The organism is Clostridium sp. CM027, from assembly GCF_024730565.1.
GTDB classification, from domain to species: domain Bacteria; phylum Bacillota; class Clostridia; order Clostridiales; family Clostridiaceae; genus Clostridium_AD; species Clostridium_AD estertheticum_B.
In genome coordinates, this window is sequence record NZ_CP077725.1 from 2988234 (window position 1) to 3001832 (window position 13599).

Annotated in this window: 16 protein-coding genes; 14 read left to right on the forward strand and 2 right to left on the reverse strand. The window is 31.3% G+C overall.

Features of this window, described 5'->3' with window-relative positions; translation table 11 throughout:
• The first annotated feature begins 6 nt into the window (after positions 1-6).
• The 10 genes from rpsK (at position 7) to rpsI (ending at position 6908) form a co-directional block, all read left to right on the forward strand.
• Entirely contained in the window at positions 7-399 is a 393-nt protein-coding gene (rpsK, locus tag KTC92_RS14265) for a 30S ribosomal protein S11 (protein ID WP_165414260.1), read from the forward strand.
• Positions 400-456: 57 nt separating this feature from the next.
• A complete protein-coding gene (rpsD, locus tag KTC92_RS14270; RefSeq protein ID WP_165414261.1) occupies positions 457-1077 on the forward strand; it encodes a 30S ribosomal protein S4 in 621 nt (206 codons plus the stop codon).
• A gap of 63 nt (positions 1078-1140) precedes the next feature.
• Positions 1141-2088 carry a DNA-directed RNA polymerase subunit alpha gene (locus KTC92_RS14275; protein WP_216302374.1) on the forward strand — a complete coding sequence of 316 codons (948 nt, stop codon included), beginning with the start codon at positions 1141-1143 and terminating at the stop codon, positions 2086-2088.
• Positions 2089-2100: 12 nt separating this feature from the next.
• Entirely contained in the window at positions 2101-2442 is a 342-nt protein-coding gene (gene rplQ / locus KTC92_RS14280; protein ID WP_165414263.1) for a 50S ribosomal protein L17, read from the forward strand.
• An 80-nt stretch (positions 2443-2522) separates the two neighbouring features.
• Complete coding sequence (locus KTC92_RS14285) at positions 2523-3368, forward strand: energy-coupling factor transporter ATPase (RefSeq protein ID WP_220286294.1); 846 nt, start codon at positions 2523-2525, stop codon at positions 3366-3368.
• Positions 3353-4207, forward strand: a complete 855-nt coding sequence (locus KTC92_RS14290) for an energy-coupling factor transporter ATPase (protein ID WP_220286295.1) — start codon at positions 3353-3355, stop codon at positions 4205-4207. The genes KTC92_RS14285 and KTC92_RS14290 overlap by 16 nt, the downstream gene beginning before the upstream one ends.
• Positions 4208-4285: 78 nt before the next feature.
• On the forward strand, positions 4286-5089 hold the full coding sequence (locus KTC92_RS14295) for an energy-coupling factor transporter transmembrane protein EcfT (protein ID WP_216302376.1): 804 nt from the start codon (positions 4286-4288) through the stop codon (positions 5087-5089).
• 62 nt (positions 5090-5151) lie between these two features.
• Positions 5152-5892 carry a tRNA pseudouridine(38-40) synthase TruA gene (gene truA, locus KTC92_RS14300; protein WP_165414267.1) on the forward strand — a complete coding sequence of 247 codons (741 nt, stop codon included), beginning with the start codon at positions 5152-5154 and terminating at the stop codon, positions 5890-5892.
• A 164-nt stretch (positions 5893-6056) separates the two neighbouring features.
• Positions 6057-6491 (forward strand): 50S ribosomal protein L13, encoded by a 435-nt coding sequence (rplM, locus tag KTC92_RS14305; RefSeq protein ID WP_165414268.1) that lies wholly within the window; start codon positions 6057-6059, stop codon positions 6489-6491.
• 24 nt (positions 6492-6515) lie between these two features.
• The gene (gene rpsI, locus KTC92_RS14310) at positions 6516-6908 is read left to right on the forward strand and encodes a 30S ribosomal protein S9 (protein WP_165414269.1); all 393 of its coding nucleotides are present in this window, start codon (positions 6516-6518) and stop codon (positions 6906-6908) included.
• Positions 6909-7023: 115 nt separating this feature from the next.
• Here rpsI and KTC92_RS14315 read toward each other — a convergent pair whose 3' ends face one another.
• On the reverse strand, positions 7024-7668 hold the full coding sequence (locus KTC92_RS14315) for a superoxide dismutase (protein ID WP_220286296.1): 645 nt from the start codon (positions 7666-7668) through the stop codon (positions 7024-7026).
• A 393-nt stretch (positions 7669-8061) separates the two neighbouring features.
• On the opposite strand from KTC92_RS14315, the gene KTC92_RS14320 reads away from it, so the two are divergent.
• Positions 8062-9678, forward strand: coding sequence for a Na/Pi cotransporter family protein (locus KTC92_RS14320; protein WP_220286297.1), 1617 nt, complete (start codon positions 8062-8064; stop codon positions 9676-9678).
• A 224-nt stretch (positions 9679-9902) separates the two neighbouring features.
• Positions 9903-10616 (forward strand): N-acetylmuramoyl-L-alanine amidase CwlD, encoded by a 714-nt coding sequence (gene cwlD / locus KTC92_RS14325; RefSeq protein WP_220286298.1) that lies wholly within the window; start codon positions 9903-9905, stop codon positions 10614-10616.
• Positions 10617-10795: 179 nt separating this feature from the next.
• Here the strand turns inward: cwlD and KTC92_RS14330 are convergent, their stop codons facing one another.
• On the reverse strand, positions 10796-11575 hold the full coding sequence (locus KTC92_RS14330) for a DUF3048 C-terminal domain-containing protein (protein ID WP_216302380.1): 780 nt from the start codon (positions 11573-11575) through the stop codon (positions 10796-10798).
• A gap of 558 nt (positions 11576-12133) precedes the next feature.
• On the opposite strand from KTC92_RS14330, the gene trxA reads away from it, so the two are divergent.
• Complete coding sequence (gene trxA / locus KTC92_RS14335; protein WP_216302381.1) at positions 12134-12451, forward strand: thioredoxin; 318 nt, start codon at positions 12134-12136, stop codon at positions 12449-12451.
• Between the two features lie 210 nt (positions 12452-12661).
• On the forward strand, positions 12662-13531 hold the full coding sequence (locus KTC92_RS14340) for an NAD(P)/FAD-dependent oxidoreductase (RefSeq protein WP_216302382.1): 870 nt from the start codon (positions 12662-12664) through the stop codon (positions 13529-13531).
• Positions 13532-13599: the final 68 nt, after the last annotated feature.

The following is a 13599-nucleotide window of genomic DNA, read 5'->3' on the forward strand; positions in this document are numbered from 1 at the left end:
AATGTAATGGCTCAAAAAGTTAAAAGAAGTAGAAGAAAAAAAGAAAGAAAAAATGTTGAGCACGGTTGTGCACACATAAAGTCTACTTTCAATAATTCCATCGTTACACTTACAGATGCAGCTGGTAATGCTTTATCTTGGGCAAGTGCAGGTGGATTAGGTTTTAGAGGATCAAGAAAGAGTACTCCATTTGCAGCTCAAATGGCAGCAGAAGCTGCTACAAAAGCAGCTATGGAGCACGGATTAAAGAGTGTTGACGTATTCGTTAAAGGACCAGGAGCAGGTAGAGAAGCGGCAATTAGATCACTTCAAGCGGCTGGATTAGAAATTACATTAATCAAAGACGTTACTCCAATTCCACATAATGGATGTAGACCACCGAAAAGAAGAAGAGTATAGTACTTAATATAGTAATTAGTAAATTAATTAGTAGAGTAAATAGGAGGTGTAATTTGAATGGCAAGATATACTGGAGCTACTTGTAGACTTTGTAGAAGAGAAGGCATGAAGCTAAACCTTAAGGGTGATAGATGCTTTACAGATAAATGTGCATTTGCCAGAAGAGGCTATGCACCAGGACAACATGGACAGAGTAAGAAAAAAATGTCTAATTATGGATTACAATTGAGAGAAAAACAAAAGGCTAAGAGAATATACGGAGTGCTTGAAAGTCAATTTAGAAGATACTATGAAAAAGCTGACAAGTTAAGAGGAATAACAGGTGAAAACTTATTAAGACTTTTAGAAGTTAGACTTGATAATGTAGTTTATAGATTGGGTTACGGAAATTCAAGACAAGAAGCTAGGCAACTAGTAACTCACGGACATTTCTTAGTTAATGGTAAAAAGGTAGATATTCCTTCTTACAGTTTAACAGCAAATGAAGTAGTATCTGCATGTGAAAAGAGCAGAGCTACTGAGAAGTTTAAGGTTTTCATTGAAAATCCTAAAGCTTTACCAAATTGGTTAGAAGCTAACTTAGAGAAATTTGAAGGAAAAGTTTTAGCACAACCAACTAGGGAAGATATAGATGTTCCTGTTAATGAAACGTTAATCGTCGAGTTATACAGCAAATAGTCATTAATATAGAATCAGTTGCCCTCATAATAGGTTGCCAATTAAAAAAGAGGAGGGTTTATTATGTTAGAGATAGAAAAGCCAAAAATAGAATGTGTAGAAACAGCTGAAGATGGTTCTTATGGTAGATTCGTAATTGAACCATTGGAAAGAGGCTATGGTATAACTTTAGGGAATGCATTAAGAAGAATTCTTCTTTCTTCATTACCTGGAGTTGCTACAAGTGCAGTTAAGATTGATACAGTACTTCACGAATTCTCCACTGTTAAAGGTGTTAAAGAAGATGTTACAGAATTAATTCTAAACATCAAAAGCTTAGCACTTAAAATGGAGGGAGAAGGTCCTAAAACAATTTATATTGATGCTAAAGGACCTGGAGTAGTTACTGGAGCAGATATTAATACTGATGGAGATATAGAAGTCGTTAATACCGATTTACATATAGCAACATTAGATGATGATGCTAAATTATACATGGAACTAACTGTTAACAAAGGTAGAGGATATGTGTCTATGAGTAAAAACAAGACAGATGAATTGCCAATAGCTACAATACCAGTAGATTCAATTTACACTCCAGTTAAGAGAGTAAATTTTGCTGTTGAAAACACTAGAGTAGGCCAGATTACTGATTATGATAAATTAACTATTGAAATTTGGACTAATGGAACAATTAGACCAGATGAAGCTATTGGTTTATCAGCTAAAATCCTTATCGAACACTTTAAGTTATTTATGACATTAACAGATCATGCTGATAATGTTGAAATAATGGTTGAAAAAGAAGAAGATAAGAAAGAAAAAGTTCTTGAGATGACTATTGAAGAACTTGACCTTTCCGTTAGAAGCTATAATTGCTTAAAAAGAGCTGGAATTAATACAGTTCAAGAACTAACAGAAAGATCAATGGATGATATGATGAAAGTTAGAAATTTAGGTAAGAAATCACTTGAAGAAGTTGAACAGAAACTTCAAGCTTTGAGTTTGAACTTAAAACTAACTGAAGAGTAAGGAGGAGAACACATGGCACAATATCGTAAATTAGGACGCGCCACTGATCAAAGAATTGCAATGTTTAGAAGTCTTGCAACTAATTTGTTGAAATATGGAAAAATTGAAACTACAGTAACTAGAGCAAAAGAAACTAGAAAATTTGCTGAAAGAATGATAACTCTTGGAAAAAGAGGAGATCTTCATGCTAGAAGGCAAGCACTTGCATTTATTACTGAAGAAAGCGTTGTTAAAGATTTATTTGAGAATATTGCACCCAAGTATGCTGAGAGAAACGGCGGATATACTAGGATAATGAAAATGGGTCCAAGAAGAGGCGACGCAGCAGAAATGAGCATAATAGAATTAGTATAGTTTGAGAAAAGGGGATTAAGTGGGAACAAACTTAATCCCCATTTTCATATTCATATTTATAAACGTAGGGAGTGACACTTATGGGTGAAAAAATGGTTATATGTAATAAACTTGTTTATAAGTACCCTCGAAGTGAAGATGAACAACCTAAAGTAGCCATAGATGGATTAGATTTAGAGGTTAACAAGGGTGAATTTTTAGTAGTATTAGGTCATAACGGCTCAGGAAAATCTACCTTTGCTAAACATGTAAATGCACTTTTAATACCAACTGAAGGGGAAATCTATGTAGATGGATTGCAAACCTCTGTAGAATCTAATCTATGGAAAATTAGGAATGTAGCTGGCATGGTATTTCAAAATCCAGATAATCAAATTGTTGCAACGATTGTAGAAGAAGATGTAGCATTTGGTCCAGAGAACTTAGGCCTAGATCCTAAAGAAATTAGACAAAGAGTGGATGAATCATTAAAAAATGTAAAAATGTACGAATATACAAAACATGCTCCACATTTACTTTCAGGTGGTCAAAAACAAAGGGTAGCTATCGCTGGTATTCTTGCTATGAGGCCGAAGTGTATTGTTTTTGATGAACCAACAGCTATGCTTGATCCATTTGGGAGAAAAGAAGTTATTAGAACTATTAAAGAAATAAACAAAAAACATGGCATAACAATAATTTTAATAACCCACAACATGGAAGAATCAGTAGAAGCTGATAGAATTGTAGTTATGGATAATGGCAAAATCGTAATGAATGGAAAACCTAAAGAAATATTTAGAAATGTACCTGTTATGAAAAAAATAGGTTTAGATGTTCCAATGGTGACAGAACTCGCGTATGAACTTAAGCAAAGTGGTATTAATATAGAAACAGATATATTAACTATAAATGAGATGGTGAATGCATTATGTCAATTAAAATAGAAAACTTAACGTATATATATATGCCAAAAACTCCTTTCGAAAAAAAAGCTATAGATAATGTATCTATAGAAATAAAGCAAGGGGAATTTGTAGCACTAATTGGGCATACAGGTTCAGGGAAATCTACCCTAATACAACATATAAACGGACTGTTAAAACCAACATCAGGTAGAATATTAGTAGACGACATAGATATAACAAACAAAAATGTGAAATTGACAAACATAAGAAAAAAGGTTGGACTAGTATTTCAGTATCCTGAATATCAACTTTTTGAAGAAACTATTGAAAAAGACATTGCTTTTGGGCCACAAAATTTAGGCTTAGATAATGATGAAATAAACAAAAGAGTTCAGCGAGCTATGGAAATTGTTGGACTGGATTATGAAGAGTATAAGGACAAATCACCTTTTGAAATAAGTGGTGGTCAAAAGAGAAGAGTAGCTATTGCAGGAGTAGTGGCTATGCAGCCAAAGGTCTTAATTTTAGATGAACCAACTGCAGGACTCGATCCAAAAGGAAGAGACGATATCTTAAGTAAGCTTGTTGAATTGTACAACCAAAATGACATGACTATAATTTTAGTATCGCATAGTATGGAAGATGTGGCCAAGGTTGCTAATAGAATTGTAGTAATGGATAAAGGAAAGTGTATTCTAGACGGGTCGCCACAGAAGGTATTTAGTGAAATAGAATTATTAGAAAGTGTAGGTCTAGCAGTGCCACAGGCAACATACTTAATTAGGGAACTACGTAATAAAGGATTCGATTTATCACAAGATATATTTACCTTAGAAAAAGCTAAACAAGAATTGCTTAGAATATTAAAAAAGAATTAGTATAAATTTTTTGTATTAAGAAGACATCATATATAAAGCAGTAATATGTGCTTCTTTCAGCACAGTGGAGGAATTTGTATGATCAAAGATATTACAATAGGTCAATATATACCAGGGGAGTCTTTTGTACATAAATTAGATCCAAGATTTAAGATACTAATATCCCTTTTGTTTATTGTGGACCTATTTTTGGTAAATAATTTTATAGGCTATCTATTTATAATTATATTTCTTTTAGCCACAATAATAATAGCTAATTTGTCATTTAAGTACATTTATAATGGGTTAAAGCCTATTTTAGTTTTATTACTTATTACAGCAGTATTAAACATTTTTATGACTAGCGGGAAAGAGTTAAATTTAATTTTTCACTATGGGTTTATAAATGTTTATAAAGAAGGTCTAATAGTTGCAGCGTTTATGATTCTTAGACTTGTGTTTTTAATTATGGGAACATCAATATTGACATTAACTACATCCCCAATAGAGTTAACAGATGGCATAGAAAATCTTTTAAATCCATTTAAAAGAATAGGCGTGCCAGCCCATGAGTTAGCAATGATGATGACTATTGCATTAAGATTTATTCCCACTCTTATGGATGAGACTGATAAAATTATGAAAGCACAAATGGCAAGAGGTGCTGATTTTGAGTCTGGGAATTTGATAAGTAGAGCAAAAAGTTTAATCCCTATTTTAGTACCCTTGTTTATAAGTTCTTTTAGGCGGGCTGATGAATTAGCAATGGCTATGGAATCAAGATGTTACAAAGGTGGAGAAGGAAGAACTAGAATGAAACAACTAAAGATAACAAAAAAAGATTATGTTGCAAGTTTTGCTTTTACACTGTTGTTTATTATTACTATTGTTAGTAGAACATAATATTCTACTAAAGTGCAAAGGATTATTAAATCCTAGGTATAAATAGAAAAGGACGTGGAATAGTGAAAAATATAAAGCTCATAATAGAATACGATGGAACAAACTATTCAGGTTGGCAAAGGCAAAAGCAAAATAATGTTAGAACTATTCAAGAAAAAATAGAGCTTGCTATTGAAGAGATTACAGGTGAAAAAACTCAAATTACGGGGTCTAGTAGAACAGATGCCGGAGTTCATGCAAAAGGGTATACAGGAAACTTTTATACTGATAGTAAAATATCTGCGGAAAAATTCACAGGAGCTATAAATAGTAAGCTCCCCTTAGATATTGTGATTTTACATTCTATTGAGGTTCCATATGAGTTTCATTCAAGGTATAATAGTAAAGGGAAGCGGTACAGTTACACTATACTTAATAGGCGAGAGTCTGTTGCCGTAGGACGTAATTACATATATAACCATAAAGAGATATTAGATGTAGATGCTATGAAACTAGGGGCGTTATATTTTATAGGTACTCATGATTTTTCTGCATTCAAAAATCTGGGCAGTTCGGTTAAAACTTCTGTACGAACTATTTCGCAACTAGATATAATAAAGGATGAAGAACTTATAAAAATATATATTGCTGCTGACGGATTCCTTTATAATATGGTTAGAATAATAGTTGGAGCGCTAATTAGGGTTGGAGAAGGAAAAATTAAACCTAATGAAATTAAAGATATAATTGAGTCAAAAGAGAGAGCAAAGGCTGGAAAATCTGCTCCACCCGGGGGATTATGTTTGGAGGAAGTTTTTTATTAAAATAAAAATCAATAAAATTCAAACAGCACGTGTAAAAACATTGACACACCCGGTAGAATGTATTATACTTATTAATGTTTGTATAAAATATCGTGTATAAGATCCACTAGCCCCGGATCTTTAGCATAGGAAGTTAATTGTTAAAAGTTCAGGGAGGGAAAATAATGAAATCATACTTAGCAAAACCACTAGAAGTAGAAAGAAAATGGTTCGTTGTAGATGTAGAAGGAAAAGTTTTAGGAAGAGCAGCTAGTCAAATAGCAGCTATATTAAGAGGAAAGCACAAACCAACATTTACACCACATGTTGATACAGGTGACTTTGTAATTGTAATAAATGCTGATAAGATAGTTTTAACTGGTAAGAAATTAGACCAAAAAATGTTAAGACATCACTCTTTTTATCCAGGTGGATTAAAAGAAGTTCCATATAGAATAGCAATAGTTAAAAAACCTGAGTTTATTTTTGAAGAAGCAGTAAGAAGAATGCTTCCAAAGGGACCATTAGGTCGTCAAACACTTAAAAAATTAACTGTATACAGAGGATCAGAACATAAAAATGAAGCACAAAATCCAGAACCACTAGTGCTTAAATACTAATTAGATTCGGAGGGAGGATACATAATGGCAAAGGTTCAATATATAGGAACAGGAAGAAGAAAAAAATCAGTTGCTAGAGTAAGACTTGTACCTGGCGAAGGTAAAATTGTTATAAACAAAAGAAACATAGAAAATTATTTTGGATTAGAAACTTTAATTCTTATAGTTAACCAACCTTTAGTATTAACTGGAACTAAAGATAAATTTGATATTCTAGTTAATGTAAATGGTGGTGGATATACAGGTCAAGCTGGAGCAATAAGACACGGTATTTCTAGATCTTTATTAAAAGCTGACGAAACTTTAAGACCAGAGCTTAAAAAAGCAGGATTTTTAACAAGAGATCCAAGAATGAAAGAAAGAAAGAAATACGGCCTTAAAAAAGCAAGAAAAGCATCTCAGTTCTCAAAGAGATAGTCTTTATAAAGTCAAAAATCCCTCAAACAATCATGTTTGGGGGATTTTATTTCTTTTAAACTTATAAAATGATTTAAAATCACCTATAACTTACAAATGTTTAGAAAGTTATCTATTAAAAAAGACTATATGGATAATATCTATGTTGGTTCATATTCGCCGATCTCATTGAAAAAACGTATTTTTCGAATCTGTCATTTAAAATACTCCAATTTATATTTTCAATAAACGTAGAAATATATTTTTTCTTATCTGTTCCAAAATCCATGAAATATGCATGCTCATAAACATCCATTACTAATATGGGGAAAGATTGCCATACTGCTCCAGTATCGTGTGAATCGCTTCCTATTATGTGTAATTTGCTATCAAGCGAATCAATAGAGAGAACTACCCAACCTCTCATGGATAATCCTACATTTGTAAGATAGGAGATAAAATCATCATAGGTCGCAAACTGATTTATTATAGCATTAAATATGGGACCATAAGGGGTGTTACTTCCCCCAGTCATGTTTTCAAAATAAAGGTTGTGAAGCTTTACCCCATTCAGTGCATATGTTTCGCCCAGTTTTAAACTGCGCATTTTGGAATAAGTAGCATTGCTATCAGTATAATTACCGGGTATATAGGGAATGTTCCAAATTTCATTTAATTTGCTTACGTAACCCGAATATAGTTTGTAATGCTCATCTAGCTGCTTCTTGGAAAAGCCATTCACCGATTTAAAATCAAAAATGTAAGGCTTTAAATTGTACATTAGATCACCTCTATAAAATATTTTATTCCATTATATTTTAATTATATGATATGTAATGGAAATTTATTATAATATTATTTTATATGGATAGTTAAATCATCTCCTGTGGAGCTTCAACAGCTTTGAAGAAGCTGCATTGACGACTTTAGAAGGAGCTTTATACTCCCACTGAAGTTTTTATTTGTTAGGGTATATAACTACCACTTATAGAGGTGGGAGACTTCCCCTCTGGAATGTCGTTAAAAGTAAATACCTCATATGTTATGTTTGTGTTAAGTTTTTTAAAGTCTATGTTAAATATGTCGTAAATTACTTAACATAAAGTATAAACCTATAGTATTATTTGTGTGAATGATTAAAATACTTATAATACATTAGACATGGAGGAATTTTATGCAGGCTATAAATATGGTTATAGGCCTTTTTGGAGGCGTCGGGTTATTCTTATATGGAATGAAAATGATGGGTGATGGGTTAATAAATGCATCAGGTGAAAAACTCAAAAAGATATTTGATAAAATAACATCTAATCCTATTAAAGGTGTAGCTACAGGAGCTGCAATAACAGCAGTTATTCAAAGCAGTAGTGCAACTACAGTAATGGTAGTTGGTTTTGTTAATGCAGGACTTATGGACCTATATCAGGCAGCGGCGGTAATTATGGGAGCGAATGTTGGAACCACTATAACAGCGCAGCTAATTGCATTTAAACTTGATAATATAATGCCAGTATTTTTAGGAATAGGTTCTTTAACAATATTATTTTCAAAAGATAAAAAGGGTAGGGAAACAGGCAATATTATATTAGGCTTTGGTATTCTTTTCTTAGGAATGGAATTAATGAAGAATGCTATGTCTCCACTAGCCAATTCGCCAGCTTTTGCAACTTTAATAATGAAATTGGAAGGAAATACTATCTTAGCAATTTTAACAGGAGTACTTATGACTTCAGTACTCCAAAGTTCTTCTGCGTCCACGGGTATTTTAGTAGCATTAGCTTCTACATCAGCACTGCCACTCGGAGTGGCGGTACCAATTTTATTTGGTAATAATATAGGCACATGTATAACGGCTTTATTATCGAGTATAGGAACGTCTAAAACAGCAAAGAAAGCAGCTCTAATACATCTGTTTTTTAATATATTTGGTACATTAATTTTTATTCCACTAATAAACCCAGTAATACAACTTGTACAAGTTATAACACCGGGTGGGAGTATAGGTATAAAAAGACAAATTGCGAATGCCCATACAATATTTAATATAACAAATACCATAATTATGGTGCCATTTATTAGATATCTCGTTTTACTTGTTAACAAGATTATACCTGGAGAAGATGAAGTTGTAATAATGGGGGTTAAGTATATAGATGATAGATTACTAGAGACACCAGTTATTGCGGTTGGGCAAACATCGCAAGAGGTAGTTAGAATGGCTAACTTAGCAAAAGAAAATGTACAGCTTGCTATGGAGTGTTTTACTAACAATAACGAAAGTAATATAAGAGCTGTTTATGAAAATGAAAAATTAATAAACTTACTTGAAGATGAAATTACATCATATTTAGTAAAGCTTTCATCAACACAATTATCGGAGGAACAAACTAAAATAGTAACTTCTATGTTCAATGTAGTAAATGATATAGAGCGTATAGGAGATCATGCTGAAAATTTAGTGGATTTAACTAGTGAAAAGATTCAAAAGAATTTGAAATTCTCAAAAGAAGCTATAGAAGAGTTAGATGGAATGTATAAATACATAGTAAATGCCCTAGAAATTAGTATTGAGAGTTTTGAAAACAATGATATTATGAAAGCAGAATCCGTTATGGCAATAGAAAGTAGAATTGACAGTTTAGAAAACGAATTAAGATCATCACATATAAGAAGATTAAATAGTAGCGGATGCGGGGCTACAGTTGGGACAATGTACCTAGATATTATTAGCAATTTTGAAAGAATAGGAGATCATGCAACCAATATCGCAGAAGTGGTAATAAACAAATAATCATAATTTATATAAGTGAAATATATTTACATAGAACTTGAGGAAAGCAGAAAGCAGTCGCTATAATTTTTAGCGGGTGCTTTTTGTTTTCCGTTAAATTGTAAATATAAATACTGTATATAGATTTTTATAAAAAAGGATCTAAAGCAAATATGAAAATACTAATAAATCATCTGCAAGTTGAATAAAGTTAACATATATTAATAAATAAAAGGGTGGATGAATTGAGGTATAAAAATAACAAATTAGTAGCTATTATCATAGTAATCATTGTAGGGATGGTAGGCTTTATAGGCGTAAATCTAAGCTTTTCAAAAGAAACTATGAATGCTAGTAAAGGGAATAAAAAAATACTCATCGATGCCGGACATGGAGGGATGGATGGTGGCACAAGCTCTCAAAATGGTACTGTAGAAAAAGATATAAATTTAAGTATAGCAAAAAAGCTTAAAGAGAGCTTAAAAAAAGCAGGATATGAGGTAGTTATGACAAGAGAAGAAGATACAGGATCTTATTCAAAAAGTGGAACTATAAGGTCAAATTACAATGAAGATTTAAAAAATAGATGTGATTTAAAGAAATCAAGTAATTGTGATATGTTAATTAGCGTTCATTTAAATTATTTTTCACAGAGTAAATATTATGGAGCACAAGTATGGTACTCAGATTATAAAGATAGCGTTACATTAGCTAGTACAATTCAAAAAAACCTTAGGGTAGATTTGGATCCCAATAATAAGAGAATACAGAAGCCTGCTAAAAATGCTTACAAGTTATTAAGGGTGAATGACAATATGCCAAGCGTTATAGTGGAATGTGGATTTTTATCAAACAATGAAGAAGAACAAAAATTAAAGTCAGATGAATATCAAAGAAAAATTGCAGACTCCATAAGCAAATCTGTAGACGAGTTTTTTAAAAGTAATCCAAAAGAGTAAATAAGTATAATGGAGCAAGTTTGGACTAGTTTGAATAATAATATAATACTTATTTAAATGTGGGTAACCTAAAAAGGCATATTATTTTAGAAATATGCTTTTTGGTTTGAAATTAAATTTTCATAATAATACAGCTTTGAAGATGACGATGAACAGATTTAAAAAGGATAATTTAATTGCTAATCGTAGGCTATAGAAGAGGTTTCATCAATAAAAGTCCACCATGTAGGGCCTGGCATTAGTGAAATAGGGTCTCCTTTTCGGTCTGTAATATTTATTTTAGAATTATTCTTCCTATCCCATTTAATATCTTGAGCTTTTCCGCTACAAAACAATAATCCGGTGCCACAAGATTCAGATGAAGCTAAGGTTTCATCATTTACAATGTTACCGTGTACAAATTGCACAATAACATTAGTTAGCTTTACAGGAGTATTATTATCATTATCAATGTTTAAGCCTCTATAATGATAATACTCTCCATTTTGATATAAAAAATTTGAAGATGAATCTTCATTAAAACTTATAAAAATGGAAGTTGCATTGATACCTTTAAGGGCTTTTGTTTCAACGTTATTGGAAAATTTTAATATTGGTAAATATGAATTACAATAATCTTTTAAATTAATTGTTGAACTAACATTTTTAGCACTTTCTTGGCTAAACATAGCTTTATAAGTAAGGCCATTAGACTTACTTAAAAACTCAAGGATCAAATCTGCATTACTAAGTCCCTTAATAGATGGTTCATTAGTAGTATTAATAAAAGTTGCAATTTTTTTGAGCTGGGCAGAATAAGTTTTAGAAACTCTTTCACCTGTATATTTTGGTGTAGTTATTTGATCATGTAAATTAAGGTAACAAATATGCATAGTAAACCTATAAACAAATAGTGAAAGAACTAATACTAAAATAGAACTTAAAAAATATATGATAAAAGTAAAATTTTTCTTTGCCATAAGGTCCTCCCATAGTGTCTATATATAATATTTTAATAGTCTTATTTAACTAGGAACAGGTCGTAAGTAGTAAAATTATTAGAAGATTAACGAGATTTTCTTTATTCAGAGAACCTCTTTATAATTAGTGGCATTAATATCATAATATGAAATAATTAAAATTTTAATACAAAATAATAATATATTTTGTATTATTATTAATCTAATTATATTAAAAAAAATAAATCCTGTGATATAATTAGATTAATCATAAGTACAATCAAAGTATAAGTAAGAATAAAAAAACACAATATAATAATGCTATAGTGAAAAAGATGTTAGGAACATAAAAATAAATAACGATACAAAGGTATTTCGGACATTTTTAAGATTTGGTTTGGGTATACTAATTCTGAAATGTGTATATAAATTTAGAAATTTTACAACAATGACAGTTATACAAAAAAAATTTAAATCCAACAGATTTAAGTTTGAAATATTATTGACTAGTAAAATAATAAGGTATACAATTAAGCTATAAATATACCCTGGTGGGGTATAATAATTGGAGGTAATAATATGATTAAAGAAGTTAATGATAAAAATTTTAATGAGGAAATTGGAAATTCAGATAATATAGTTGTAGTTGATTTTTGGGCGCCTTGGTGTGGACCTTGTAAAATGTTGACTCCAGTAATTGAAGAATTAGCAAAGGAAATGGGAACAAAAGTTAAATTTGCAAAAGTAAATGTAGATGAGAGTCCTATGATATCATCAAAGTATAAAATTTCAAGTATTCCAACAGTTATGGTATTTAGCAAAGAAGCAGTTAAAGAAACTATGGTAGGATTCAGACCTAAAGCAGACTTAAAGAAAATAATAGAAAATCATATATAAAATATTACAGCACTAAAAATGATGATTGATATGGTAATAAAGTTAAATAAAGTAATGTAAGTATTAAATAGAAATGTTTGGAGATAGATATTTTAAATTTTTATAATTTAAATAAATATCTCCATTTTCTAAGTGAAGAATTTTTATTTATCATAGGGACAAATAAGTAGAATGGCAGATACTAGGATAAAAACATAAGGAGGAGAAATTATGGGTGAGAGATATGATATAGCTATAATTGGAACAGGCCCAGCAGGCCTTGAAGCAGCTATTAGTGCTAAAATTAGAAATAAAAACATAATAATTTTTGGAAGCAAAGAATTAAGTCCAAAGCTAGTAAAAGCAGCAAAGGTAAACAATTTTTTAGGGTTCTATAACGTTTCAGGAAAGGACCTTAAGAATGAATTTGCAGCACATGTTGCTGCCATGGGGATAGGTATTGTAAATGAGAGAATAAATAATGTTTATGCCATGGGGGATTATTTTGCTTTGATGGTAAATGAAAAAATATATGAGGCTAAAGCAATAATTTTAGCTACGGGGATAGAATACACGAAAGCATTAAAAGGAGAAGAAGAGTTTTTAGGAAAAGGAGTAGGGTACTGTGCTACTTGCGATGCTCCATTATATAAAGGAAAAACAGTTGTTATAGTCGGATATAATAAAGAAAGTGAAGAAGAAACTAATTATGTAAGTGAATTGAGTGGAAAAACATATTATATCCCTATGTACAAAGGGGAATACGATTTAAATTCTAACGTGGAGATAATAAAAAATAAGCCTTTAGAAATAGTTGGTGAGGATGTGGTAACTAAGGTTATTTTAGAGAAGGGCGAGATAACTACAGATGGAATTTTCATGCTAAGAGATAGTGTGTCTCCTAGTCAATTGGTGCCAGGTCTTGAAATCGAAGAGGGACATATAAAAGTTGATAGAAGTATGAAAACCAATATAGAAGGATGTTTTGCAGCAGGCGACTGCATAGGTAAGCCATATCAGTATATTAAGGCTGCAGGTGAAGGATTAGTAGCAGCATTAAGTGCAGTTACCTATTTAGATAAAGAACATAAAAATAAATAAGATAGATGCTGACTATTTATTTTTATGTTATTAACAATAAAATTAGGTAGCTAACTGTAGTTAGAACT